This is a genomic window from Colwellia sp. SU-HH01217 (assembly GCF_057543495.1).
The window spans coordinates 12,108-37,708 of the sequence record NZ_BAAJLX010000015.1 but is presented as its reverse complement, the minus strand read 5'-3'; the positions used below and the strand labels follow the sequence as shown (position 1 = coordinate 37,708).

The 25,601-nt window shown below is 37.6% G+C and carries 19 protein-coding genes; 12 read left to right on the top strand and 7 right to left on the bottom strand.

The window, feature by feature from the left end; translation table 11 throughout:
• Positions 1–3 precede the first annotated feature (3 nt).
• Positions 4–759: a TIGR04219 family outer membrane beta-barrel protein gene (locus AC27G3_RS15575; RefSeq protein ID WP_487123114.1), complete on the top strand. Its 756-nt coding sequence runs from the start codon at positions 4–6 to the stop codon at positions 757–759.
• Positions 760–821: 62 nt separating this feature from the next.
• Here the strand turns inward: AC27G3_RS15575 and AC27G3_RS15570 are convergent, their stop codons facing one another.
• Positions 822–1,457, bottom strand: coding sequence for a lytic transglycosylase domain-containing protein (locus AC27G3_RS15570; RefSeq protein ID WP_487123112.1), 636 nt, complete (start codon positions 1,455–1,457; stop codon positions 822–824).
• A gap of 183 nt (positions 1,458–1,640) precedes the next feature.
• On the opposite strand from AC27G3_RS15570, the gene AC27G3_RS15565 reads away from it, so the two are divergent.
• Genes AC27G3_RS15565 through AC27G3_RS15555 form a run of 3 tightly spaced genes read left to right on the top strand, consistent with a single transcriptional unit; the run spans position 1,641 to position 5,978 of the window.
• Positions 1,641–3,470 carry an assimilatory sulfite reductase (NADPH) flavoprotein subunit gene (locus AC27G3_RS15565; protein ID WP_487123239.1) on the top strand — a complete coding sequence of 610 codons (1,830 nt, stop codon included), beginning with the start codon at positions 1,641–1,643 and terminating at the stop codon, positions 3,468–3,470.
• Positions 3,470–5,200: an assimilatory sulfite reductase (NADPH) hemoprotein subunit gene (gene cysI, locus AC27G3_RS15560; RefSeq protein ID WP_487123110.1), complete on the top strand. Its 1,731-nt coding sequence runs from the start codon at positions 3,470–3,472 to the stop codon at positions 5,198–5,200. Before AC27G3_RS15565 ends, cysI begins: the two co-directional genes overlap by 1 nt.
• Complete coding sequence (locus AC27G3_RS15555) at positions 5,193–5,978, top strand: phosphoadenylyl-sulfate reductase (protein WP_487123108.1); 786 nt, start codon at positions 5,193–5,195, stop codon at positions 5,976–5,978. The genes cysI and AC27G3_RS15555 overlap by 8 nt, the downstream gene beginning before the upstream one ends.
• Before the next feature lie 19 nt (positions 5,979–5,997).
• Here AC27G3_RS15555 and AC27G3_RS15550 read toward each other — a convergent pair whose 3' ends face one another.
• Positions 5,998–6,900 (bottom strand): TIGR03899 family protein, encoded by a 903-nt coding sequence (locus AC27G3_RS15550; protein WP_487123106.1) that lies wholly within the window; start codon positions 6,898–6,900, stop codon positions 5,998–6,000.
• Positions 6,901–7,164: 264 nt separating this feature from the next.
• On the opposite strand from AC27G3_RS15550, the gene AC27G3_RS15545 reads away from it, so the two are divergent.
• Positions 7,165–9,408: a bifunctional diguanylate cyclase/phosphodiesterase gene (locus AC27G3_RS15545; RefSeq protein WP_487123104.1), complete on the top strand. Its 2,244-nt coding sequence runs from the start codon at positions 7,165–7,167 to the stop codon at positions 9,406–9,408.
• 104 nt (positions 9,409–9,512) lie between these two features.
• Here the strand turns inward: AC27G3_RS15545 and AC27G3_RS15540 are convergent, their stop codons facing one another.
• The gene (locus tag AC27G3_RS15540) at positions 9,513–10,718 is read right to left on the bottom strand and encodes an MFS transporter (protein ID WP_487123102.1); all 1,206 of its coding nucleotides are present in this window, start codon (positions 10,716–10,718) and stop codon (positions 9,513–9,515) included.
• A gap of 399 nt (positions 10,719–11,117) precedes the next feature.
• Between AC27G3_RS15540 and fadB the strand changes: the two genes are divergently transcribed.
• Entirely contained in the window at positions 11,118–13,286 is a 2,169-nt protein-coding gene (gene fadB, locus AC27G3_RS15535) for a fatty acid oxidation complex subunit alpha FadB (protein WP_487123100.1), read from the top strand.
• Positions 13,287–13,304: 18 nt separating this feature from the next.
• On the top strand, positions 13,305–14,465 hold the full coding sequence (gene fadA / locus AC27G3_RS15530; RefSeq protein WP_487123098.1) for an acetyl-CoA C-acyltransferase FadA: 1,161 nt from the start codon (positions 13,305–13,307) through the stop codon (positions 14,463–14,465).
• A gap of 104 nt (positions 14,466–14,569) precedes the next feature.
• Here fadA and AC27G3_RS15525 read toward each other — a convergent pair whose 3' ends face one another.
• Together AC27G3_RS15525 and AC27G3_RS15520 are read right to left on the bottom strand one after the other, a co-directional pair.
• A complete protein-coding gene (locus tag AC27G3_RS15525) occupies positions 14,570–15,490 on the bottom strand; it encodes a manganese-dependent inorganic pyrophosphatase (protein ID WP_487123096.1) in 921 nt (306 codons plus the stop codon).
• Positions 15,491–15,645: 155 nt separating this feature from the next.
• Positions 15,646–16,614, bottom strand: coding sequence for a class 1 fructose-bisphosphatase (locus AC27G3_RS15520; RefSeq protein ID WP_487123094.1), 969 nt, complete (start codon positions 16,612–16,614; stop codon positions 15,646–15,648).
• Positions 16,615–16,739: 125 nt separating this feature from the next.
• Between AC27G3_RS15520 and AC27G3_RS15515 the strand changes: the two genes are divergently transcribed.
• Positions 16,740–19,184: a zinc-dependent metalloprotease gene (locus AC27G3_RS15515; protein WP_487123092.1), complete on the top strand. Its 2,445-nt coding sequence runs from the start codon at positions 16,740–16,742 to the stop codon at positions 19,182–19,184.
• Between the two features lie 111 nt (positions 19,185–19,295).
• Here the strand turns inward: AC27G3_RS15515 and AC27G3_RS15510 are convergent, their stop codons facing one another.
• On the bottom strand, positions 19,296–20,228 hold the full coding sequence (locus tag AC27G3_RS15510) for a DMT family transporter (RefSeq protein WP_487123090.1): 933 nt from the start codon (positions 20,226–20,228) through the stop codon (positions 19,296–19,298).
• 174 nt (positions 20,229–20,402) lie between these two features.
• Here AC27G3_RS15510 and AC27G3_RS15505 point away from each other — a divergent pair, with 174 nt between their 5' ends.
• From AC27G3_RS15505 to elbB, 3 genes are read left to right on the top strand one after another with little or no spacing between them, the layout of a single operon-like run.
• Entirely contained in the window at positions 20,403–21,872 is a 1,470-nt protein-coding gene (locus AC27G3_RS15505; protein ID WP_487123088.1) for an aminotransferase-like domain-containing protein, read from the top strand.
• A 1-nt stretch (position 21,873) separates the two neighbouring features.
• Complete coding sequence (locus AC27G3_RS15500) at positions 21,874–23,073, top strand: Bcr/CflA family efflux MFS transporter (protein ID WP_487123086.1); 1,200 nt, start codon at positions 21,874–21,876, stop codon at positions 23,071–23,073.
• A 20-nt stretch (positions 23,074–23,093) separates the two neighbouring features.
• The gene (gene elbB / locus AC27G3_RS15495) at positions 23,094–23,747 is read left to right on the top strand and encodes an isoprenoid biosynthesis glyoxalase ElbB (RefSeq protein ID WP_487123237.1); all 654 of its coding nucleotides are present in this window, start codon (positions 23,094–23,096) and stop codon (positions 23,745–23,747) included.
• A gap of 51 nt (positions 23,748–23,798) precedes the next feature.
• Here elbB and AC27G3_RS15490 read toward each other — a convergent pair whose 3' ends face one another.
• On the bottom strand, positions 23,799–23,963 hold the full coding sequence (locus AC27G3_RS15490) for an oxidoreductase-like domain-containing protein (RefSeq protein WP_487123084.1): 165 nt from the start codon (positions 23,961–23,963) through the stop codon (positions 23,799–23,801).
• Positions 23,964–24,132: 169 nt separating this feature from the next.
• Between AC27G3_RS15490 and AC27G3_RS15485 the strand changes: the two genes are divergently transcribed.
• Positions 24,133–25,548 carry a hypothetical protein gene (locus AC27G3_RS15485; protein WP_487123083.1) on the top strand — a complete coding sequence of 472 codons (1,416 nt, stop codon included), beginning with the start codon at positions 24,133–24,135 and terminating at the stop codon, positions 25,546–25,548.
• The last annotated feature ends 53 nt before the right edge of the window (positions 25,549–25,601 follow it).

Below are 25,601 nucleotides of genomic sequence, written 5' to 3'. Positions count from 1 at the left end.
GAAATGAAAAAAACAATATTAGCGGCAAGTTTATCGTTATTAACTTGCGCAAGTGCTAGCGCCGATACACTATTAGGCTTGTATATTGGTGGACAAATGTGGTCTAACCAAGCGAGTGGTAGTTTTGGTGATGGTGCGCTTAACCAATCGGCTTTTGAATTTGATGATAAGTACCAAGGCAGCTTTTCTGTCGCATTAGAGCATCCAATTCCTCTCATTCCTAATATGAAAATTGCCTCTACTACATTAGATACGGTAGGCGGCACCACGTTATCGTCAACTTTTACTTTTAATGATAAAACCTACAGTGCGAATTCAGAACTAGATACCACGCTTGAAGCTAGCTATGTTGATTACACTTTATATTATGAACTGTTTGATAATGATTTGCTGACCTTCGATTTTGGTATTACCGCTCGAGATATTGATAGCTACATAAAAGTGGTAGAACCAACAACTACTAGAAACAGTGATTTATCAGCCTCTGGCTTTATTCCTATGGCATATGTTTCAACGATTGTAGGCTTGCCTTTTACTGGTTTTAACTTTTTTGCTGAAGGTAATTTTGTTAGTTATGACGACCAAACGGTTTATGACTTACAAGCAGGCGTGAGTTATGCAGTACTTGATAATCTTGCAGTAGATTTAGATATTACCTTGGGTTATCGCACGGTAAAATTAGAGCTTGACGATTTAGATGGCTTTTATAGTGATTTAACGTTTGATGGTGCATTTGCAGGTGTTATTGTCCATTTTTAATTAGAGTGAACAGTTCTATTTTAAGGGATGTAAGTTTGCATCCCTTTTTTTATTTCCGCAGATTATATTTTAGTGATCTGTGAGACATTATCTTGATATCTTTGGTGTAAAATCCCCACTCTTTCTACGTAAACTTTGGTTTCTTCATAAGGTGGAATACCTCCAAAGCGTTTTACCGCACCTTCACCTGCATTGTATGCCGCCGAAGCCATTCTGACATTACCGTGATATTTTTTTAATAAACGGGCTAAATGCTTTACTCCGCCGTTAATGTTTTCTTCAGCAACAAATGGTTGATGAACACCTAACCACTTGGCGGTAGCGGGCATTAGTTGCATTAATCCTTGTGCTCCCTGTTTAGAAATTGCTCGAGGGTTGAAATGTGACTCTGCATGTATAACTGCGCGAACAAAGGCTGGATCAATATTATTTTTTCTAGCAGCATTGTTAATAACTTCTCTAAATTGCGTTAAATACAAGCGTGCTTTGTGCCAATCGACTTGAGACTTTACATCACAAGCATAGCAACCGAACTTAATAACTTCGTAAGGCGTGTCTAAAGGCTCCATATCTGAAAACGTTGGTACGCCATTTTTAGAGTGGAATTTATAGATAGGATCTTTTGTTGATTCTTGCGCGGATAAACTCAATATCACACCCAAAGATAACCATAAAGTAGTAACAACTTTTAACAACATTTCAATTTTCTTAACAGCTAAATCTAGCCATAAAATAACCTGATATTAAGCGATTGTCTAAATTTTGTTTAAAAATCATCGCTTATTCTTTTTTGGAATAAAAAGTCAATATCTATTCTTTTTAAAAGGTGGAAAGAGCGGCTATCCTTACGCCATCAATCGAAAATAGGTGAAATGACTGCCATGTTGCCAGAACAACAAAATACAAACATTAATACTTCAGCAGTATTAGACGCTAATCAATTAGCCTCACTCCAACAAACAATCGGTAGTTATTCTCCATTGCAGCTTGCATGGGCAAGTGGTTATTTAGCCGCTAAAAGCGAAAACTCGCCTGTTGCTCAAGCCAATAGTGCTATTGCTCCACAGGTGCAAGTAGCGCCAACGCTAACGATTTTATATGCATCGCAAACAGGTAATGCTAAAGGTGTTGCTAAGCAGTTAAGCGATAGCGCCAGTGCTGCAGGTGTAAAAGTTAACTTTAAGAATATTGCCGACTACAAAGTAAAGTCACTTAAGTCTGAAACGCATTTATTAATTGTGGCCAGTACCAATGGTGAAGGCGAGCCGCCTGATGATGCATTAGCATTCCATGAATTTTTACAATCGAAAAAAGCACCTAAATTACCTAATTTGTCATATAGCGTTTTGTCATTAGGCGACAGTAGCTATGAATTTTTCTGTCAAACGGGTAAAGATTTTGATGAGCGTTTGCAAGCACTCGGTGCTAAACAGGTCAGTGCTCGTGTTGATTGCGATGTTGATTACGATGATGAAGCAAATGCATGGACGACAACTATTGTTCAAACGCTTAAAGAAGAGTTAACACAAAGTGTTGAGCCACTTGGTAATGTCGTTAATTTAGCGGTTGCTGAAGCATTAACAAGTCAATTTGATAAGAAAAACCCTTTTACTGCTCAGCTATCTGTCAGCCAAAAAATTACTGGACGTGATTCAGCAAAAAATGTGGCGCATGTAGAAATTGATTTAGCTGATTCAGGCTTAACTTATCAACCCGGTGATGCGTTAGGTGTTTGGTTTGAAAACAGTGCTGAATTAGTTGATGAGCTACTTACTGCTTTATCGCTAGCTGCTGATGAACAAGTAACGTTGAAAATCGCAGGTAATGAGAAAAGCCTTTCAATTCGTGATGCTTTAATTACTGAATTAGAAATTACCCAAACAGCCCCTGCATTTATTGAGTTTTGGGCAAAAGCATCTGCCAATACTGAACTGACAAAAGTTGCCGACAATAAAGATGATGCGCGCGAATTTGCGAGTAATCATCAAGTTATTGATATTGTTAAGCAGTATCAAGGTGAAGTGTCAGCACAAGATTTTGCAGATAGTTTACGTAAAATTACGCCTCGCTTATATTCAATTGCATCAAGCCAGGCGGAAGTCGAAGAAGAAGTTCACTTAACGGTAGGTTTAGTCAGTTATCAAGCAGGTGATAGTTTACGTTTAGGCGGCGCGTCTAGCTTTTTAACGCAACAATTAACCGAAGGTGGTGAAGTTAAAGTGTTCATCGAGCACAACGATAACTTCAGATTACCTGAAAGTGGCGATACTCCAGTAATAATGATAGGTCCAGGCACTGGCGTGGCACCTTTTAGAGCCTTTATGCAAGAGCGCGAAGCTAATGAAGCTACCGGCGATAACTGGATGTTTTTTGGTGATCAAACCTTTACTCAAGATTTTTTATACCAAGTTGAGTGGCAAAACTATTTGAAGTCAGGCTTGTTAACGAAAATGGACGTTGCTTTTTCTCGTGATCAAGCGAAAAAAGTGTATGTGCAAGATCGTATAAAAGAACAAGCAAAAGAAGTATTCGCATGGTTAGAGCGTGGCGCACATCTTTATATTTGTGGCGATGCTAACCGCATGGCAAAAGATGTTCATCAAACATTAGTCGACGTTATTGCGGAACAAGGCCAGTTAACGGCAGAGCAAGCTGAACAATATTTAAAAGACTTACGCATTAGTAAGCGTTACCAGAAGGATGTGTATTAATGAGCACTTCAACAATTGAAAAAAACAACGATGTAGAACTTGTGGTAAGCGGAAAGCTATCTGATAACGAACGTATGAAAGTTGAAAGTAACTTTTTACGCGGTACGATTGCGGACGATTTAAATGATGGCATTACTGGTGGTTTTGGACCAGATAATTCACAACTTATACGTGTCCATGGCATGTATCAACAAGACGATCGCGACATTAGAGCTGAACGTCAAAAGCAAAAACTAGAGCCTATGCATAACGTTATGTTACGTGCGCGTATGCCTGGCGGTATTATTACCCCTACACAGTGGTTAGCCGTTGATAAGTTTGCTCATGAATTTACTGGCTATGGCAGTATTCGCTTAACAACTAGACAAACATTTCAGTTTCATGGTGTGTTAAAGCCTAATATTAAATTAATGCATCAAACGCTAAATAGCATTGGTATTGATTCTATAGCAACAGCTGGTGATGTTAACCGTAACGTGCTTTGTACTTCTAACCCGATTGAATCTGAGTTGCATCAAGAAGCGTATGAGTGGGCAACTAAAATTAGTGAGCACTTATTACCTAAATCTCGTGCTTATGCAGAAATCTGGTTAGACGAAGAAAAAGTTGAAACCACAGAAGTTGAACCTATTTTAGGTGAAGCATATTTACCTCGTAAGTTTAAAACGACGGTTGTGATCCCTCCTAAAAATGATATAGACGTGCATGCAAACGACTTAAACTTTGTGGCGATTAGCGAAAATGGCAAGTTAGTCGGTTTTAATGTGCTTGTTGGTGGTGGTTTGGCAATGACACATGGTGATAAAGCGACTTACCCACGACGCGCGGATGACTTTGGTTTTATTCCTTTAGCTAAAACATTAGAGATTGCGGAAGCAGTCGTTACTACTCAACGTGATTGGGGTAACCGAGTAAACCGTAAAAATGCCAAAACAAAATACACCTTAGATCGTGTAGGCATTGAAGTTTTTAAAGCTGAAGTTGAAAAACGCGCAGGCATAAAATTTGAAGAATCTCGCAGTTATGAATTTACCAGCCGCGGCGATAGCATTGGCTGGGTTGAAGGTATCGATGGCAAGCACCATTTAACCTTGTTCATTGAAAATGGTCGTTTATTAGATTATCCAAACAAACCACTTAAAACAGGTGTGGCTGAAATTGCTAAAGTACATACAGGCGATTTTCGTATGACGGCAAACCAAAATTTAATTATTGCTGGTGTTAATGAACAAGACAAAGCAAATATTGAAAAAATAGCGCGTGCACACGGCTTAATTGATGATGCTGTTTCAATTCAACGTAAAGACTCAATGGCTTGTGTTGCTTTTCCAACATGTCCACTTGCAATGGCAGAAGCAGAGCGTTATTTACCTGGTTTAGTGACTAGTGTTGAAGGGATTTTAAATACGCACAATATTACAGACGAAACCATTATTTTACGTGTTACAGGTTGTCCTAATGGTTGCGGAAGAGCCTTGCTTGCTGAATTAGGGTTAGTTGGTAAAGGGCCTGGTAAATACAATATGTATTTAGGCGGTAATAAGGCTGGGACTCGTATCCCTAAAATTTATCAAGAGAACTTATCTGAAACCGCATTACTGGCTGAAATTGATCACTTAGTTTCTCGTTGGTCTGCTGAGCGTAATAGCAATGAAGCCTTTGGTGACTTTGTTATTCGTGTGGGGATTGTTGATGAGGTTATCGTTAGCGTAAGGGATTTTCATGACTAATATTCAGTCGTCTAGCGAAGTGATTAAAAATAGCGTGGCAGCGTCTTATCAAGCCCCGATCAATAATCGCTTTCCTGCTTCTTTACCTGATACATGGTTAAAGCAGTGGAACGAACAGTTAGAACAACAAACCGCTGTTAAGCGAGTTGAATGGGCAATGGAAAACTTGCCTAGTCACTTTGTTTTGTCATCAAGTTTTGGCATTCAATCAGCGGTCATGTTGCACTTAATGACTCAAATTGATGTCAATATTCCAGTGATATTGACGGATACAGGCCATTTGTTCCCTGAAACTTATCAATTTATTGATCAGTTAACAGATAAATTGAAGCTCAATTTGCATGTTTATAGTGCAAAGGAAAGTGCCGCCTGGCAACAAGCAAGATATGGTGAGCAATGGGCGCAAGGGGAAGCTGCGTTAAAGCAATATAACCGTTTAAACAAAGTTGAGCCATTAGAGCGTGGACTAAACGAATTAAATGCTAATACTTGGTTTTCAGGTGTACGCCGCCAACAATCTAGCCATCGACAAGGTTTGTCTGTGGTGAGTATTTTACGCGGTCGTTTTAAAGTACACCCGATTATTGATTGGAGTAATAAAGACGTACATCAATACCTAACTCAACATGGGCTGCCTTATCATTCATTATGGGATAAAGGTTATGTATCAGTAGGTGATGTTCATAGTACTAAGCCACTAACTTTGGGTATGGAAGAAAGCGATACCCGAGGTGCGCAGCGTGAATGCGGACTACATACCGATGGTGACGGTATTTAATTTTCAATTAAGACGATAGCTAAGTGATCGAAAAATGAGAACTTAGCTGTTGTTTTAAATACTCGTTAATAGCTGTGTCAGGCTTATCACCTATTAAATGCGCAAGCTCTACTCCTATCGCGGTAAATTTATAGAACCGTAAGACACAATTGGCTTTTTTAGTGGTCATTGCAAAGCTCAAACCATTATAGTTAAAGTTTAAACACTCCCCTTTATTTAAATTATTCGTTTCACTTTCTTGAGTAAAAATAAGATGGTTATCGGCTAAGTTGAGTAAGTCAGAATAATTAAAACCAAAAGGGCTTAAGTTGACATTTTTTTGTCGGTTTTTATCGAACATATTGAGTATGCCGGGCTTTTGATAACAACCTGAGATAAGTCGAATATTTTTACGGCTATGATCTTTAATTGCTAAAGAACAAGCCTTGGCTAATAATTTAGCGTCATTAATACTCATTTTTCTAAAAACCTGTAAAGCTTTTAATGAATAAGAGCCCGGTTGATAAATTTCACCCGCTAAAATTTTTGCCCATAAATCCTGCATCGTATTATTGCTAATATCTTCAGCTAGTGAAATATAACTGTTAAACCAGTCTTGATCGGTTCGATTAACTACATCACCATCTGAGCAGTACGCTAATGCTTTTTGAATAATGGCTTCCATGTTTTGTTGCTTGCGCAAATGACTTAAGCGCTCACGTTTACGCGCACGGTCTTCAAGAGGTACTTGCTGAAGCTCTGGCACTAACACGCCATCTAAAGCGAACTGCTTGGCTAAATGCAACAACTGCATTTGCGTGGAAGCACTTTTAGCACTATGGGGTTTGTTTTTTTCGTTGTTATTAACCACTGGAACAACTAAAGTAGATTCATCATCCGTTTGCGATAAGATGACTGAACTTTTTCCTTCTGACTTAGTCATTGTGAAGTAACGCCCTACAAATTTGAATAGAAGTAAGTAATCTATAGCATTCTTTCATGTTTTGATAAATAAATGAAAGAATGAATTTTTTATTGTAAAAGTTTTGTTGAATAATATTAAACTGACTTTTATTATGTAGGGTATATGGTTATATTATGTTTTAATTAAAATTAACGCAGTGTTATTTGCATTTATTGAATATTTGTCAACTCTACTAATAAATAGACTAAACTAGTTAATGTGACTAAGTTAGTTAAGGACAGTATGCAGGCTTCTGAAAACACCAATGATGACTTTCTCTTTATCGACGATAGCGATGAAGATGAAATTTATGATGAAAATAACGGTGAAACTTGGAAAGTACTGATCGTTGATGATGATCCTGAAATACATTCAGTCACTCAATTAGCACTTTCTGATTTAGTTGTGCTTGATCGTCGTCTCGAATATCTTCATGCATATTCGGGGCAAGATGCTTGTCAATTAATTGAAGATAATACTGACATCGTTTTAGTATTACTTGATGTCGTTATGGAAACCGATGATGCCGGTTTAAATGTCGTTAAACATATCCGAGAAATCCTTAAGCGCCAAGATATACGTATTGTTTTAAGAACAGGCCAGCCCGGTTATGCCCCAGAAGAAAGCGTCATTAAAGATTACGATATCAATGATTACAAAACCAAAACAGAGTTAACGCGTCGTAAATTAGTAACCACTGTTTATGCCGCTATTCGTTCTTTTCAGCAAATATCTACAGTTAATCAAAACCGCATTGGTTTAGAAAATATTATATCTTCAGCATCAGAGCTATTAGAACTGCACAACGTGCAAGATTATGCTCATGGTGTGTTAAAAGAATTTATTCAACTCTTTGGCTCTAATGGTGGAGTTTCAGGCGTTTTTTGCGCTAGAGGTCATGGCATTATCGATGTTGCCGATGATTTAAGTTTTTATATTTTAGGTCAAGTAGGCTTTTCATCGACTTTAGTCAATCAAAAACTGGACGTATTGAATAATCCACAAGCAAGCCAGCAAATTTTTCAGTGTTTTCAAAGTAAACAAAATAGCTTTTTTTCAACAGAACATGCTAATACTATTTCATTGTACCTCACCAGTGGTGGTTATCGTGCGGCGATGTACTTTGAATTAGACAGTGAGCTTTCCGATATTAATAAACAACTGGTTGAAGTGTTTTTATCAAACATTGCAACGGGTTATGAAAATGTGCATTTATTTCAAAAACTCAGTAATGCCGCTTATAAAGATTGGCTGACAGATTTACCAAATCGTTTAGAGTTTGTGAATTTCCTCGAGAAATTTTCACAAAATGGCAGTGATGATACAGTTGCTGCATTAATTGATCTTAACCATTTTAGTGATATTAATGATGGTTTAGGACAAGAAGTTGGCAATCAATTGTTAGTTTCAGTGGCAAAAAGGCTAAATCAATTAAGCGATCAATGCAGCTTAGCGCGTGTTGGTGCTGATGTTTTTGGTATTATTGGGCCAAGTGAATTTATTAATCCTGATCATATTATCGCTTTATTTAATTTGCCGCTGGATGCAGGTGAACAAAAATTACCAACCAATATCAGTATTGGTTTTTGTACTAAAGAACATGCTGGAACAGGTGGTGTTAAAGTACTCAATCAAATTAATATAGCCCTGAATTTGGCTAAGAAAACATTAGATGAGAACTTTATTTATTACCGCCAAGAAATGGAAGATGAAACTTTATGGCGTTTAGGTATGATTCGCCAATTAAGAACCGATTTTTCTGAAAACCGTTTAGAGCTTTGGTATCAACCACAATTAAACTTAGTTACTGGTAAAGTGATAGGCGCAGAAGCTTTATTGCGCTGGAGAACTGCCGATGGTAAGTTTATTTCACCCGCCATTTTTATTCCTTTAGCGGAATATTCAGGGTTAATTATTGATATTGGTGACTGGGTAATTAATCAAGCGTGTGTGCAAATTAATACGCTAGAAGCCCAAGGTTTTGGTCATGTTAGTATTTCCGTGAACGTGTCAATTCCACAATTTAGACGAGCCAATTTTGTTGAAAGTATTATTCAAGCGACTCAAGTGCATCAAGTAGAGCCACAAAAACTTGAGCTAGAAATTACTGAAAATATTTTAATGGACGATCCTCAAATTGTAATTGAATCCTTAGTCAAATTGAAAAACCAGGGTATAAGTATTGCTCTGGATGACTTTGGTACTGGCTATTCGTCGCTAAGTTACTTACAAAAATTGCCTTTAGATCGGTTAAAAGTCGATCGCTCATTTGTTACAGATATTACTGAAGAAGGTAAGTCGTTACTTGTTGAAACAATAATTAACCTTGGTAAACAAATGAATTTAAAAGTGATTGCTGAAGGTATTGAAGAAATTGAACAACAAACACGTCTAATTGAATTAGGCTGTGATGAAGTGCAAGGCTTTTATTATGCTAAACCAATGCCCGCCAATGAGTTCTTAGCCTTTTTAAATGACAACCAATAAACTTTATCTAAACAATTCACTTACTGTCGTTAAAATTTTTTAATGAACTAGTCTGTTTTTAATGTCTTAATTTTTTTTCTTGTAATTTATTCAAGGCTTAACTGTTAACGCTTTATTACGCTTGGCAGTTCAGCTTGTTTTTCAAGGTAGCTAAATTCATTACCAATTGCTGGGATTTTAGGAATTAGCAAGGATAGACCTAATGAGCATAGGGCAAAACCTGCACCAATATAAAAGACTAACGATTCATCTACAATCCACAACAATCCTAATAACGCAGGAATTATTACAGCAGCAATATGATTAATTGAAAAACTGACGCCAGCACTTGAGGCAATATCTTCAGGTGCTGCAATTTTTTGAAAATAAGTTTTTATTGCAATAGCTAAAGCAAAAAATAGGTGATCGACAACATACAGTGCAGCAGCGATATGAGCATTTTCTACTAAGGCATAAGAGATAAAAACAACAATTAAACCAACGTACTCAAACTTTAAAATATTCCTCTCACCTAATCTACCGATTAACTTGCCAATTTTTGCAGCAAATAACCAATTAAAAACATAATTAATTAAAAATAAAGCGCTAACATCGGCAACCGAATAATGGAATTTTTCTACCATTAAGAAACCGGCAAAAACGACAAAGATTTGCCTTCTGGCGCCACTAAAAAAGGTTAGCGCATAAAATAACCAATAACGCTTTCTCAAAATTAAAGTTTTAGTTTGTGGTGTTTTTTCTTCAAAATGCGTAAAACCAACCGCGAGTAACAAGGTAAAAATTAATGCTAAACCGCCAAATAATAAATAAGTGTTTTGATACGACCAAGAGAATTGTTCCATCAACAACCAAATACTTGAGAAGGCTAATAAAGACGCGATTGATTTTACCGATAGCATTTTCCCCATAAAATGCGCGGTGTCTTTTTTGTTTATCCACTGCAAGGTTAGCGATTGACTTAGTGTTTCAAAGTAATGAAACCCGATAGACATAATGACTGTTGTTACATATAAACCAAGTACACTTGGGAATAGGCCAGTTAAAGCGACCCCTACCGAGGTTAGTACCAAAGATACAATGGCAAGGCGTTGCTCTTTAATAAAAATTAACGCATAAATTACCGTAAATGCTAGAAAACCTGGGACTTCGCGCAAGCTTTGTAAAATACCAATTTCCACACCGGTAAAAGCAGCTTTTTCAATAACAAAATTGTTAAGTAACACCATCCAAACAGAAAACACTAAAGGCATGATAAATGCCATAGCAAGTAATAGGTTTTCTGGTGTATTGAGCCGGTCTGGCAGTTTCATTAAACTATTCCAAATCTGTAATAAATAGAGCGCTAAAGTTGAGCACAGTGTACGTTAAGCTAAAGGTATTGCCAATTTGTAACTGCTTTGTTATTTCATAAAATTGGAATTAATCAATGTATAAATCTCAGTTATTAAAAGAATCATGAATAGTTAAAACCATTAAAATTTACACTATACAGTTATAAATTAAGGGGTTTTTATGTTAATACAATCAATTTAAACGCCTGTTTAAATAAATTTGCTATTCCTATTTATTCAAGGCACACTCTGTCAACTATTATTAGATAACTCGATTATTTAATACACAGTTACTACACTATTAATGAGTTTTTATAGTGAAACATTTTGAAAATCATCAATACATCAACACCACTTTTTAGGTGAAGGAGACAACGCATGATATATCAAGGCAAGAGCCTTTCAGCCCAATTACTTGAAGACGGTATCGTAGAATTAAAGTTCGATGCTCAGGGATCAGTAAACAAATTCGATAAAGCAACTTTTGAAGAATATACCGCAGTAGTTGCTGCTATAAATAACTGCAGTGATGCCAAAGGGGTTATGGTAACCTCTGGCAAGTCAACTTATATTGTTGGCGCAGACATTACTGAATTTTTAGATTCATTTAAAGAGCCTGAGGAAGCATTAGTTTCTTGGGTGAAAAAGTCTTCAGATGTTTTCGACTCTTTTGAAGATATTCAATTACCTACCATCGCAGCTATTAATGGTGTTGCTTTAGGTGGTGGTTGTGAAATGACCTTAGTGTGTGATTACCGTATTGCAGATACGTCGGTTAGTATTGGTTTACCAGAAGTTAAATTAGGCTTAATGCCAGGTTTTGGTGGCACCGTTCGTCTACCTAGAATTATTGGTGCAGATAACGCTATCGAGTGGATGTCTACAGGTAAAGCACATCGTGGCGATTCAGCATTAGCTGCTGGCTTACTTGATGCGGTAGTAGCTCCAGATAAATTAAGATCATCAGCCATTAATATGCTGAAACTAGCGATTGCTGGCAAGTTAGATTGGCGTGCAAAACGTCAACCTAAATTAGAAGCGCTTAAGTTAAGCCCTGTTGAAAGCGTTATGACGTTTAGCACATGTAAAGGCATGATTGCTGCTAAAGCAGGTAAGCATTACCCTGCACCAATGGTTATGGTAAAAACAATAGAAGCAGCGGCAACATTAGATCGCGCTGGCGCTATGGCAGCAGAAAATGCAGGTTTTGCGAAACTTGCAAAAACTGATGCAGCCACGGCACAAATTGGTTTGTTTATGGCAGACCAAGTCGTTAAAGGTAAAGCTAAAAAAGCAACCAAACAAGCGACGAAAGCTGTAAATAAAGCGGCGGTACTTGGAGCGGGTATTATGGGCGGTGGTATTGCTTACCAGTCTGCTTATAAAGGCACACCTATTATTATGAAAGACATCAACGATCAAGCGCTTGATTTAGGTCTAAATACTGCCGCTGGTATTTTAACTAAACAAGTTGAACGTGGTCGTATGAACGCTAAAAAAATGGCGGGCGTGTTAAATAACATAACGCCATCGTTAAGTTACGATAGCGTAAAAGGTGTTGATATTGTTGTTGAAGCTGTGGTTGAAAACCCAAAAGTTAAAGGCATGGTATTAGCGGAAGTCGAAGGCGTTATTAGTGAAGATGCTATTTTAACCTCTAATACTTCAACTATCTCAATTGACTTATTAGCGCAAAGCGTTAAACGCCCTGAAAACTTCTGTGGCATGCACTTTTTTAACCCCGTTAACAGAATGCCATTAGTTGAAGTTATTCGCGGTAAAGACACTTCAGATGAAACCGTTGCAGCTGTTGTTGCTTATGCGGCTAAAATGGGTAAATCGCCAATCGTAGTAAACGATTGTCCGGGTTTTTATGTTAACCGTGTTTTATTCCCATACTTTGCAGGCTTTAGCCAATTAGTGCTTGAAGGTGCAGACTTTGTTGCTATTGATAAAGTAATGGAAAAACAATTTGGTTGGCCAATGGGTCCTGCTTATTTACTTGACGTTGTTGGTGTAGATACTGCGGATCACTGTACGGGTGTTATGTCTGCTGGTTTCCCTACACGCATGAAAAAATTAGAAAATGATCCAGTTAGCACTTTATACACCAATGATCGCTTTGGTCAAAAGAATGGTAAAGGCTTCTACGATCACATTAAAGATAAACGTGGTCGTCCAACGAAAGTACCAAGCGAAGCGGCTTATCAGCTATTCAGTGAAAACTGCGGCGAGAAAAAAGACGTTACCAGTGAAGAAATCATTGCACGTTTAATGATTCCTATGGTGAATGAAGTGGTACGCTGTTTAGAAGAAGGTGTCGTTGATACGGCAACCGAAGCGGATATGGGCTTAATTTACGGTATTGGTTTCCCTCCATTTAGAGGTGGTGCAATTCGTTACTTAGAAACACTAGGTTTAGATAACTTTATTGCCATGGCTGATTCTTATGCGCATTTAGGTGAAATTTATCAGGTAACTGATGGATTACGCGAAATGGCAAAATCTGGCAAATCTTACTTTAATACTGATGTTAAAACAGCTTAACCTACTAGGAGAATTATTATGAAAGAAGTCGTTATTATTGATTGCATTCGAACTCCTATGGGACGTTCAAAAGCCGGTGTTTTTCGCAACGTACGAGCAGAAAAACTCTCAGCACATTTAATGGAGCAGATTTTAAAACGTAATCCTGCATTAGATCCTAATGATATTGAAGATGTTATTTGGGGTTGTGTTAAACAAACCAAAGAACAAGGTTTTAACATTGCACGTAATGCTTCGCTACTTGCCGGTTTGCCAAAATCAATTGGTGGCGTAACGGTGAACCGTTTATGTGGCTCATCAATGCAAGCATTACACGATGCCTCAACCAGCATTATGGCCGGTCAAGGTGATGTGTTTCTAATTGGTGGTGTAGAGCATATGGGACATGTTCCTATGATGTACGATGTTGATTTTGATCCCGCATTAAGTAAACACATTGCGAGAGCGTCTGGCAATATGGGCTTAACTGCTGAGTTATTAGGTAAACAACATGGTATTACACGTGAGATGCAAGATGCCTTTGGCGCGCGCTCTCATCAAAAAGCACACGAAGCTACTCTAGCTGGCCGTTGGGACAATGAAATTGTCGCTACTGAAGGTCACGATGCTGACGGTGGTTTAATCTTAGTTGAAACGGATGAAGTTATCCGCCCTGAAACTACTGCTGAAGGGTTATCGGCATTACGTCCAGTATTTGATCCGGTTAACGGTACAGTTACTGCTGGAACCTCTTCTGCGCTTTCTGATGGTGCTTCAGCCATGTTGGTTATGTCAGCAGATAAAGCAAAAGAGTTAGGTTTAACACCACGTGTTAAAATTCGTGGTATGGCCGTAGCAGGTTGCGATCCATCAACAATGGGCTTTGGTCCAGTACCTTCAACAAACAAAGCATTACAACGTGCAGGTTTGTCGATTGAAGATATTGAGTTGTTTGAATTTAACGAAGCATTTGCTGCTCAAGCACTTTCTTGTGTAAGAGCATTAAAAGTGGAGGATAAAATGGACCGTATCAACTTAAACGGTGGTGCTATTGCATTAGGTCATCCATTAGGTTGTTCTGGTTCTCGTATTTCAGGTACGTTAATCAACTTAATGGAAGGTCAAGATGTTAATCTTGGTTTAGCCACTATGTGTATTGGTTTAGGCCAAGGTATTGCAACTGTATTTGAACGCGTTTAATTTAACTTAACCGTTAAATACTAAAAACCCAGCAAGTTTAGCTGGGTTTTTTTATTTTTAAGCCAAAAAGGCTAATCAAGCAAGACTCAAGTATGAATCAGGCGCTAAGCGAAAACTTCTTGTAACTGAGGCACAATTTGCTTCTTACGGCTTAATACACCATCTAACCAAACTTTACCGTCGGTAGTGTTTTTACCATAAGCTTTAAGTGCTAGCTCTTCATCATCACTAACGACTAATAGCTCTGAGCCTTCTTTCATAATATCAGTCAGTAATAATAAAACGCTATGACGTTCGCCTTCTACTTTTAATGTGGCAATATCGGCAGCAAGTTCGGCTTTAATATCATCAAAAACACTTAAATCGATAACTTCAAGTTGGCCAATGCCCACTTTATTACCATTCATATTAAAGTCTTTAAAATCACGCTTAACAAGTTCGCGAATTGGGGTCCCTTCAACAGCAGATTTCACCTTGAACATGTCCATGCCAAGTTCTTTAAAATCTTCAATACCGGCAATTTCAGCCAAGGCTTCCACACATTTAATATCAGCTGTTGTACACGTTGGTGATTTAAAAATAACCGTGTCGCTTAAAATCGCGCACATCATCGCACCCGCAATATTTTTAGGAATTTCAACACCGTGAAAATCATACATCATTTTGATGATAGTGTTTGTACAGCCGACAGGGCGCACCCAAATTTCAAGTGGAGTGGCAGTTGTTAAGTCGCCTAATTTATGGTGATCAATAATACCTAAAATAGTTGCTTCATCGATATCATCAGGAGCAAGCTCTATATCGCTATGATCGACAATATAAACACCTTCACCGGCATAGCTTGTTTTTAACATGGGTTGCTCAAAACCAAATCTATCTAAGATAAACAAGGTTTCAGGCGTAAGCTCACCCAAACGAGCAGGTAAAGTCTCTTCACCTAAAGTCGTTTTTAAATAAGATAAAGCGATAGCTGAACAAATAGAATCTGAGTCAGGGATCTTGTGTCCGACAACATAATTTGGCATGAAATAATCTCTCATTGGCGCAGTAAGTTTTAATTGGCGCTATTTTAGCAAGAAAAGGTGGATAAAAAAAAGCCGCCTATTGATTATTGTACTCAATAAACAGCTTTTACTAGAAATTGCGGTGACTTGATTTTTTAAACTATAAACCTTATGGCTTATTTATAATAAGCTAAACACGACTCAACTTCGTTTTTAGAGCCTAAAATCACTTCAACGCGTTGATGAATACTTGTCGGTTCAATATCCATAATGCGACCTTCACTCGTCACACATAAACCACCTGCTTGTTCGACTAAAAAGGCCATTGGGTTAGCTTCGTACATTAAGCGAAGTTTGTAAGGTTGTTCAGGATTTTTTGAATCGGTTGGATAGGTAAATATACCGCCACGACATAAAACGCGATGTACATCACCTACCATGGCTGCAATCCAACGCATATTGAAATTTTTATTTCTTGGCCCTGTGTCACCTAGTAATAAATCATTGACATAATTTTGCATTGCTGGTTGCCAAAAACGTTGATTAGACATATTCACAGCAAACTCTTGAGTATCTGTTGGAATTTTTACATTACGTTCAACTAATAAATAGCCACCATGGGTTCTGTCTAAAACATAAAAATGTGTACCGCTACCTGTTGTCATTACTAACATGGTTGACGGACCATAAAGGACATAACCGGCACAAACCTGTTTATTACCCGCTTGTTTAAACATATCAGGATCGTCTGCAGACATGCCTTCTGGTGCTCTGTGAATAGAGAAAATTGTGCCAATTAATGAGTTAATATCAATATTTGAACTACCATCAAGAGGATCAAAGGATACGATATACTTACCGTACTCTTCACCAGCAACTGACGTATCTTCCTCTTCTGACGAAATAGCTTTAACAAACCCAGACTCTAATAAAATATCTTTAAATAATTCATTGGCAACAACGTCGAGTTTTTTTTGCACTTCACCTTGAATATTTTCATCTAAGGTTGAGCCCATTAAACCACCTAAATGCGCTTGGCTGACACGAAAAGAAATTTCTTTTGTGGCGGCTAATATCGTTTTTATTAATGAAATAAGATCAAGTGGTACATTATCTTCACGTAAAGCAGGTGCTAATCGTTGCATTTTATTACCTAAATAATTTAAAGTTATGTATATTTTATATTTGACCAAAGTGAAATTAATATTCATTTGGTTAGTGCGTTGAGCCAATTATACGGTTTCGATATAAGAATAACAAAGGATTAGCTATGAGAGTTTTGAGTAAATTTATAATTGTGATTATAAGTAGCATTATTTTATTACACACAAATAGTGCTGCAGCAGAAACCAAGGCAGAAACATTTGAGAGTTTTATTAAAGATAAAGAAGAGCATAAAGGCTATTTTTCTTTTTTTCATGATCAAGAAAAAGGAAAGATTTATCTTGAGATAACACGTTTTAACGAAGAGTTTCTTTTTCAAAGCGCTTTACCTAATGGTATAGGATCAAATGATATTGGTTTAGACAGAGGGCAACTCGGCGATACGCGAATAGTAAAATTTGAGCGTGTTGGCGATAAAGTTTTTTTAAGACAACTGAATACTTATTATCGAGCAGAAACTGATAATCAGTTAGAGAAACAGGCTGTTACCGAAGCCTTTGCAAGCTCTATAATTTGGGGCTTTAAAGTAGCTCATGTCAGTAAAAATAAAGATAAGGTCTTAATCGATTACACACCTTTTTTATTGTCGGACATTCACAATCTGTCTGCGAAGTTAAAACGCGCAAAGCAGGGTAGTTATCAAATAGATGCGAGTCGCAGTGCTCTTTATATTAATCGCACTAAAGCTTTTCCCAATAATACCGAACTAGAGGCAACAGTCACTTATAAAGGTTCAAATGCTGGCGATTATTTACGTAGCGTTACACCAGATTCAAGCGCAGTAACCGTCAATTTACATCACTCGTTAATTAAATTGCCGGATGACAATTATCAAGCACGTAAATTCCATCCACAAAGTGGTTACTGGTCTGAATCTTATGCGGATTATGGTAGTGAAATTGATCAACCGTTAATTGTGCGTAATATTCCACGTCATCGATTATCGAAAAAAGATCCAAAAGTAGCAGTTAGTGAAGCCATTGAACCTATTATTTATTACTTAGATCCTGGTGTGCCAGAGCCTGTTCGCAGTGCATTGATTGAAGGCGCAAGTTGGTGGGATCAAGGCTTTTCAGCTATTGGTTATAAAAATGCTTTTCAAGTTAAAATGCTACCAGCAGATGCTGATCCAATGGACGTGCGTTATAACGTCATACAATGGGTACACAGAGCAACACGTGGCTGGTCTTATGGCTCTTCTGTGATTGATCCTCGTACCGGTGAAATTATGAAAGGGCATGTAACGCTAGGATCACTTCGAGTGCGCCAAGATTACTTAATTGCCCTAGGTTTAACATCTCCATTTACCGCCCCCAATGCTGATACAACTGCGATGAAAGAAATGGCGTTAGCACGTATTCGTCAATTATCAGCACATGAAGTAGGTCATACCTTAGGCATTGCTCATAACTTTTCTGCCAGTGTTAACAACCGTGCTTCGGTAATGGATTATCCTCATCCCTTTATTACCTTAACAAATGGAGAGATGGACTTAACTAATGCTTATGCCGCAGGTTTAGGTGCATGGGACAAAGCTGTGATTGATTATGGTTATGCTGATGTAGCGCCAGAGCAAGAAGCTAGTTATTTAGCCAAAGTTATTCAATCGGCACAAAAGCAAGGTTTGCTGTATATGTCAGATCCTGATGCACGAGCGGCGTCTTCTGCAAATAACAATGGCCATTTATGGGATAATGGCGCTAATGCGACACAAGAATTAGCGCGAGTATTATCAATTAGGAAAAAAGCACTGTCAGATTTTGGTATAAATTCTATTGACTATGGCGTGCCTTTATCGGAATTAGAACAAGTATTAGTCCCTATTTATAATTTTCATCGTTTTCAAGTAGAAGCTACCGCAAAACTGATTGGCGGTTTAGATTATAGCTACGAAGTCAAAGGAACTTCAGCGGTTAAAGGAGTGAGAACGGTCTCTTCTGAACAACAAAACAAAGCAATAACGGGCCTACTTAATACGCTTGAAAGCGAAGTGTTAGTTTTACCCCAGAGTATTCTTTCTTTAATTCCACCTAAAGCTTACGGCTACTCAAGAAATCGAGAAAGTTTTAGTAGCCATATTGGGCTGGCATTTGATCCAGTGACCGCTGCTGAAGCGAGTGCAAAACACACGTTAAGTTTATTGCTAAATGGTGAAAGGTTAGCTCGAGTTCAGCAACAGTCAGTGATTAATAGCAGAATAAATAATGCTAACTATATTATAAAAAGAGTGCTTAAAAACTCTGTTTATAAAGCACCTCAAGAGGGATTAGCTTTATTAGTGCAACAACGCGTTAATCAACAAGTGGTAGATCAGTTAATTGCGCTTTGGCAAGATAAAAATACGGTAACAGAGGTGCGAGCTCTCATTTATAACAACTTAGAGCAACTTACTGATTGGCTTGATGATAATAATGACAGTCGTAAGTACAATGAGCTTAGTGCACAGTTTAAAATGCTAGAGCAACAAATAGAATATAGTTTAGAAAATGGGAAACAAGTGATTGTGCCTGCAAAGGTTAGCCTACCACCTGGCTCGCCTATTGGCGGTTAATCAAAACCGACCATATCAGCAGTCATTTCAACAATAGACATAAAAAAACGGCATAGGGGAAGGAATCTCTATGCCGTTTGTGCAGCGAGCACGAAACCTGTTTTGTTGAAATTACGATAAAGCTAATTTTTTCTCTTCTGTCGTTTCAGTAATCGGCACTGCTACTTCAGCAACTTTAGGTTTAGATAAAACCACTAAGTTACCAACTAACATCGCTGTTAATCCCAAAATGGTATAAGTATCCCAAACAAAACCTTCAACAAAAGTTGAAATAATTACTGCAACAGCAGGAAACATAATGCTTGAATAAGAAGCTTTATGAGCGCCAATACGACTTAATAAACTTAAATAACAGCCAAACGCAATTACTGAACCAAAAAGAGATAAATAAAGTAATGAGCTTATGTAGGCAAAAGTGAATGAAAAGTTAAAACTTTTACCTTGAAACAACACCATCATTACCATAATCAAAGTGCCATATGCCATTCCCCATGCATTTGCTTGTAACACGGGAATTTTTTGTTGTTGGTTTTTCATCGACAACATATTACCCGTAGAGGCAAATAAAACGCCGATTAAGCAAAGAGTTAACCCTAGTAGGGTTTCTGGACCAAATACGACATCTGTAATTTGAGGCCAAAATAGCGTAACTATGCCGATTAAACCTAAAGCACCACCAAAGTACACTTGCTGCGTGATATGGGTTTTATACCAAAGCCGTGCATTGATAATATTGGCCAACATTAAGGTTGAAAACGCAATACTTGTTAAGGCTGAATTTATATATACTTGTCCTGAATAGAGAAAATAGTAATTAACGCCAAACAAACAAGTACCAAAAGCTGCAAACTGAGCATGTTGCTTAAACGTAAAACTTAGCGGCAGTTTTTTAAAGCAACAGTAAGCAAACAAAACTAAAGAAGCTAATCCAAATCGATAAACGAGGGAAGCTTCAGCAGCAACATCACCTAATTGGTAATTAATTGCAATCCAAGTTGTCCCCCAAATTAATACCGTTACACAGTATAAAAAGGTGTTATTCATAAGTGGGTCCTGAGTAATCAGTATTTAATAACCATGGTTTAATTAACATTATAATTTGGCTAGCTAGGCTTTATGAATAGACAGTGTAGATGAATTTTGTTTTAATAACATGTACAAAATAATGAAAATGCAACCTATACAGTTTCATTGTTATTACTTAAACATGTGAAAATAATGCGATTATTAGACAAAACTTCTTCTGAATTTTTATACCAACAAGTTATTGAATTTATTGAGCGCCAAGAAAAATCGGGTGCCTTGCTCCCCGGTGACAAACTGCCTAGTTTACGTAATCTCAGTGGGCAATTTGAAATCAGTGTTCCAACAGTAAAACAAGCTTACATTGAGTTAGAGCGTCAAGGTAAGGTATATGCAAAACCCCAATCTGGCTATTATTTAAAAGCCCAGAACGCCCGAACTTTATTGCCTCGCCCTGCCGATTGGTCGGGTTGTATACCTGTAGAAGTTAAATGCAGAAGTTTAATTGAGCAAGTCCATGAAGCGGTACATTTACCCAATACCGTGGCCTTAGGTATTTCAAATCCTATTCATTGTCATCCACCAGATAAAGCGTTGGCAAGATTGATGCGCTCTGTGATCAGTAAAGTGGCTGAAAAAGCGGTAAGTTATGGACCCGTTAATGGTGATGCCAAACTGAGAATGCAGTTAGCATATCGTTATCAAGGGCAGGGCGTAGATGTTAACTATGAAGATATGGTTATCACTAATGGTACTCAAGAAGCGATGTCTATTGCTTTGCAATGTGTTGCTCAACGCGGTGATGTGATTGCTATAGAGTCTCCTTGCTTTTTTGGCTTGATTGAACTGATTGAAAGTTTAGGCATGAAGGCATTAGAAGTTTATACCTGTACAGAAAATGGTGTCGCTTTGTCTGAGCTAAAACAAGCAGTTAATCAACACAGTATCAAGGCATGCTTATTCTCTAGTGCTATTAGTAATCCATTAGGCTCCTTAATGACCGATGAACAACGCCAATCAATGGTTGAATACCTTGAGTCTGAAAATATTCCGCTAATTGAAGACGACGTATATAGCGAACTCTATTTTTCTGATCAAAAACCTAAACCTGCACAGCTTTATTCAACTAAAGGCTTGGTGATGACCTGTTCGTCATTTTCTAAAACAGCAGCGCCAGGTTATCGAGTGGGTTGGTTAATACCTGGTAAGTTTGAAGAACAGGCAAAACGTATTAAGCGAGCGCAATCTTGTTCCTCACCTATGTTACAGCAGTGGACCTTGAATGAGTATTTAGCCAGTGGTGAATATGATCGACATTTAAGCGTGTTACGTAAAAAGTTAATTTACAACTGTGAACGAATGCGAGCACTCGTTGCTGAACACTTTCCTGATGAAGTGTGTATTTCAAAACCGCAAGGCGGCAGTGTGTTATGGCTACGTTGCCGATCTCATATCAATACGAGTCATTTATTTGAGCAAGCAATCAGACGAGGTGTGAGTTTTGCTCCCGGAGAAATTTTTTCTCCCTCGGGTAATTATAAAAACTATATGCGTATAAGTTTTGGCGTTCAGTGGTGCGAAGGTATAGAAGAAGCGCTAAAAACCTTAGGGCGACTTATTCATCAACATCCTGTTGCTAACGAAATACAGAGAAAACAAGCTTAAAATGAATGCTTTAACACAAACAACTCAACCTGCTATTTCATTAAAGTTATTATTGCCATTATTAGCATCGATTCTTGCGATATCTCCATTAGCTATTGATATGTATTTACCGGCAATGCCATTAATCGCAAGCGATTTAGATACACAAATGCCACTTGTGCAAAATTCTTTAAGTATTTACTTATTCGGCTATGCGCTTGGTTTATTGTTTTTTGGTCCAATGGCAGATAAACACAGTAGAAGGTTATTAGTATTTATTGGTATTGGCGGTTTTATTATGGCGAGCTTAGCCTTACCCTTTAGTCAAAATATTGAACAATTTCTTTCACTTCGTTTTGTGCAAGCTTTTATTAGTAGTGCCGCTACCGTGATTGTTCCTGGAACTATAAGAGAGTTTTATGGGAAAAATATGGCAAAGGGCTTTTCTTATGTCAGTATGATTATGATGGTTGCGCCCATGGTCGCTCCTAGTATTGGTGCATTTATCCTCTTACTGCATAGCTGGACGTTAATTTTTTACGTGTTAGCAGCCTATAGTTTAGTCGTGTTAGTACTTGCGATTAAATATCTACCTGAAGCAAAAAACATTGAGCAACGTCAACATTTTGGTTTTATTGCCCGCTATAAAATTGTATTAACGCATCAAAAAGCGCGATTAGATTTGATTACATCGATGATGATATCTCTCGCATTTTTTACCTATATTACAGGCATTCCTTTTGTCTATTTAACGGTATTTAAAACCTCAGAGTTCATGTTTAGCATTTTGTTTGCCATTAACGTATTAGCCTTGATGATTGCACACTTTACCAATACAAAATTTGTTATTGAAAAAGGCTCGCGTACTATGCTGCGTTATGGCTTAGTGTTAAGCGTGATAGCCTCGACGGGCTTAGTCATTGCTAATTACTTTTCACTACCTTTAATTTTTACTCTGATAACAGTAATCCCTTTAATGGGCAGTATTTCGATGATTGCAGTTAATGCGGATTCACTGGTATTGATCGAGTTTGCCGAGCAATCGGGCACAGCAACGGCGGTTATTGGCACATTACGTTTTGGTATCGGCGCGTTAGCTGGGCCTATTTTAGCAATATTTTACGATGGTACAGCATTACCATTTGCTTTATTAATGGGGTTTGCTGTTTTAGTGGTATTATTATGCCAATTGAAAATAAAAATGAATCAAGTAACTAGTTAATTACTGGTAATGAGGAAATGATGAAAAAAATTGCAGTACTGTTAAGTGGCTCAGGTGTTTACGACGGTAGTGAAATTCAAGAATCGGTACTAACACTATTGGCAATCGAGCAATGTGGTGCAAGTTATCGCTGTTTTGCGCCTAATATTGAACAACATCATGTTATTAACCATTTAACGGGGGCGATTAGTGAAAATGAAACCCGTAATGTATTAGTTGAGTCAGCGCGTATTGCGCGTGGTGATGTTGAAGATATCAACGAGCTTTATATTGATGAATGGGACGCACTTATTGTACCTGGCGGATTTGGTGCCGCAAAAAATTTATCAAACTTTGCCTTGCAAGGCTGTGAATGTCAGGTTAATGATGAAGTACTGAAAATGTGCCAAGCGTTTGCTAATGCTGGCAAGCCTGCTGGATATATGTGTATAGCACCAGCGATGTTGCCACTTATTTACCCTAAAGGGGTTAAAGGCACTATTGGTCATGACGCGGCAACCGCTGAATCTATAGCCACTATGGGGCTAGAGCATATTAAAGCAGATGTTGAAAGTGTGGTAATCGATAAAGATAATCAAGTGGTTTCAACACCGGCTTATATGTTAGCAACATCAATCAGTGATGCTGCTAAAGGGATTAGTCGGTTGGTTAAATCTGTTATTGCGATGAGTTAAGTCGTGCTTAGCTACTTAACTTGAGCTCAGGTTACTTACTTGTGGAGATTACTATTCTTGATGGTGGTTTTGCTCTTGCTCTTTAAGTTTTGCTTGGGCAATTCGCCACTTTTGTAATTCAGCATAATAATGATCCCACACACAGGGGTTACACGAACCACCGCCACAACAATCATCATCGGCAGGAGGATTTGGCTTTTCTAAAACGTTTGTCATATGTTTACTCAATAAAAAGAACCCTAACAATTATACTGCGCTAAACACGCAGCCACCAATAAAATTTTATCCGCTTATTTGTATAAGGTTAAATCACAAGATTAGTCTCATAAATTACTTAGCCTTATGTTAACCTCCGTCTAGTCATTAATTTTAAGAATCAAATAAAATGAAAGTCGTCTTCTTTGTGTTTGCAATCATTACTTTAGTTAGTAGCACTACTATACAGGCGACAAATTTAGCCGATAAATATCCCCCCATTTTAGACTTTTACCCTAACTGTTCTTATGAAGTCATTAAGCATTATGCTGCTAAAGAGCAAATTGACGACCCTTTAGATAAAGATGAAATAACCAGTGATTTATTGATGAAGATACGTAAGCAAGCAGCTTCCGTAGGTGCTGATGCAGTTATCCTAGTAGCAAAAGACATCAAGAAAGCTATTACAGCTACCAAAATAAAAAGGGCAATTTTTACGCTAGCGTATGAGGCTGAGTTCATACATTTATGTAGCGAAAATAATCAAGAATCGAAAAGACGTACGGCTTATAACCACCAAGGCGATAAGGTTATTCAAACGACAAGCAATAAAATAAAATTAAACACATACGCGTATACAGTGAGTTTTAGCAATGTGATACATCGGCCTCACATTACTAATCAAGAGGTGTCGCTAGAAAATGGTGTTTATGGCGTAAAACTAGGCGAAAATTATCAGAATGTCATTACGACATTAGGTACACCTAATGTAATACTCAATGTTTACACAAGTGAATTAATCATTGGTTATGGGCGGCGACACTGGTTGCATTTTCAAAATGATAAATTAGTAAAAATACAGACGGTTCCCACTTTACTTAATCAAAGCATGTTGAATAAAATCCCTTTTCTTGATTACTTTGATGATTTTCAGTGGAAAATAAACAATAGGTATTCGAATAATTCGTTATGGTCTGATGTAAAAGCGGCTTTGAAAACAGATGATAACTTGAATAAAGAACATCAATTCATTATTGAGAATAATAAAGCAAGGTTAACGTTATCTTTTAGTCAATACTCTAATCAAAGTGCACAAGATGAAAACTATGTACTCAATGGTTTTACATTAGAAAATAAAACCTACAAAGCGCTTAATAACAGGTTATTAGTTAATAGAATTGAACAATTTAACTTGTTAGCACTAATATCCGCCTCACTCCATAAAAAGCAAAGTATAGATTTTGATGTAATTAAACCTCAATTTGGCACTCCATTAGCTGTTATCACCTCATCAAAGAGTGAACGTTTATTAGTTTATAATGACAATTTATTTCTAGAAGTTAAAAATGATGATCTTAAAAGCGTAAATTTAGTCGAGGAAATATTTACTTCAGGTGTCTCTGAAGCAGCTTTAGCAAGTCCTTGGTTTTTTGGCGACTATAAACAAGGGAAATCAATCGAGTCACTCAGAAAAGGTTTTCCAGCAGATAGTTTTGAGCTAGACAATGTGGTTGAAATTGACTCTGATGAATATCAGCTTACTTTGATGTTTGATGAAGTCCAAGATGAAAACATACTATATGAAGTTAAGATGACACTGTATTAACAAAGGATAATAAAAAGCCTCGCATTTTACGAGGCTTTCAAGACATTTTTACT

What these genes read in the sequence shown, in the direction of transcription:
- AC27G3_RS15575 (WP_487123114.1), top strand. Translation starts at nt 4, where the DNA reads ATGAAAAAAACAATATTAGCGGCAAGTTTATCGTTATTAACTTGCGCA.
- AC27G3_RS15570 (WP_487123112.1), bottom strand. Translation starts at nt 1,457, where the DNA reads ATGTTGTTAAAAGTTGTTACTACTTTATGGTTATCTTTGGGTGTGATA.
- AC27G3_RS15565 (WP_487123239.1), top strand. Translation starts at nt 1,641, where the DNA reads ATGTTGCCAGAACAACAAAATACAAACATTAATACTTCAGCAGTATTA.
- cysI (WP_487123110.1), top strand. Translation starts at nt 3,470, where the DNA reads ATGAGCACTTCAACAATTGAAAAAAACAACGATGTAGAACTTGTGGTA.
- AC27G3_RS15555 (WP_487123108.1), top strand. Translation starts at nt 5,193, where the DNA reads ATGACTAATATTCAGTCGTCTAGCGAAGTGATTAAAAATAGCGTGGCA.
- AC27G3_RS15550 (WP_487123106.1), bottom strand. Translation starts at nt 6,900, where the DNA reads ATGACTAAGTCAGAAGGAAAAAGTTCAGTCATCTTATCGCAAACGGAT.
- AC27G3_RS15545 (WP_487123104.1), top strand. Translation starts at nt 7,165, where the DNA reads ATGCAGGCTTCTGAAAACACCAATGATGACTTTCTCTTTATCGACGAT.
- AC27G3_RS15540 (WP_487123102.1), bottom strand. Translation starts at nt 10,718, where the DNA reads ATGAAACTGCCAGACCGGCTCAATACACCAGAAAACCTATTACTTGCT.
- fadB (WP_487123100.1), top strand. Translation starts at nt 11,118, where the DNA reads ATGATATATCAAGGCAAGAGCCTTTCAGCCCAATTACTTGAAGACGGT.
- fadA (WP_487123098.1), top strand. Translation starts at nt 13,305, where the DNA reads ATGAAAGAAGTCGTTATTATTGATTGCATTCGAACTCCTATGGGACGT.
- AC27G3_RS15525 (WP_487123096.1), bottom strand. Translation starts at nt 15,490, where the DNA reads ATGCCAAATTATGTTGTCGGACACAAGATCCCTGACTCAGATTCTATT.
- AC27G3_RS15520 (WP_487123094.1), bottom strand. Translation starts at nt 16,614, where the DNA reads ATGCAACGATTAGCACCTGCTTTACGTGAAGATAATGTACCACTTGAT.
- AC27G3_RS15515 (WP_487123092.1), top strand. Translation starts at nt 16,740, where the DNA reads ATGAGAGTTTTGAGTAAATTTATAATTGTGATTATAAGTAGCATTATT.
- AC27G3_RS15510 (WP_487123090.1), bottom strand. Translation starts at nt 20,228, where the DNA reads ATGAATAACACCTTTTTATACTGTGTAACGGTATTAATTTGGGGGACA.
- AC27G3_RS15505 (WP_487123088.1), top strand. Translation starts at nt 20,403, where the DNA reads ATGCGATTATTAGACAAAACTTCTTCTGAATTTTTATACCAACAAGTT.
- AC27G3_RS15500 (WP_487123086.1), top strand. Translation starts at nt 21,874, where the DNA reads ATGAATGCTTTAACACAAACAACTCAACCTGCTATTTCATTAAAGTTA.
- elbB (WP_487123237.1), top strand. Translation starts at nt 23,094, where the DNA reads ATGAAAAAAATTGCAGTACTGTTAAGTGGCTCAGGTGTTTACGACGGT.
- AC27G3_RS15490 (WP_487123084.1), bottom strand. Translation starts at nt 23,963, where the DNA reads ATGACAAACGTTTTAGAAAAGCCAAATCCTCCTGCCGATGATGATTGT.
- AC27G3_RS15485 (WP_487123083.1), top strand. Translation starts at nt 24,133, where the DNA reads ATGAAAGTCGTCTTCTTTGTGTTTGCAATCATTACTTTAGTTAGTAGC.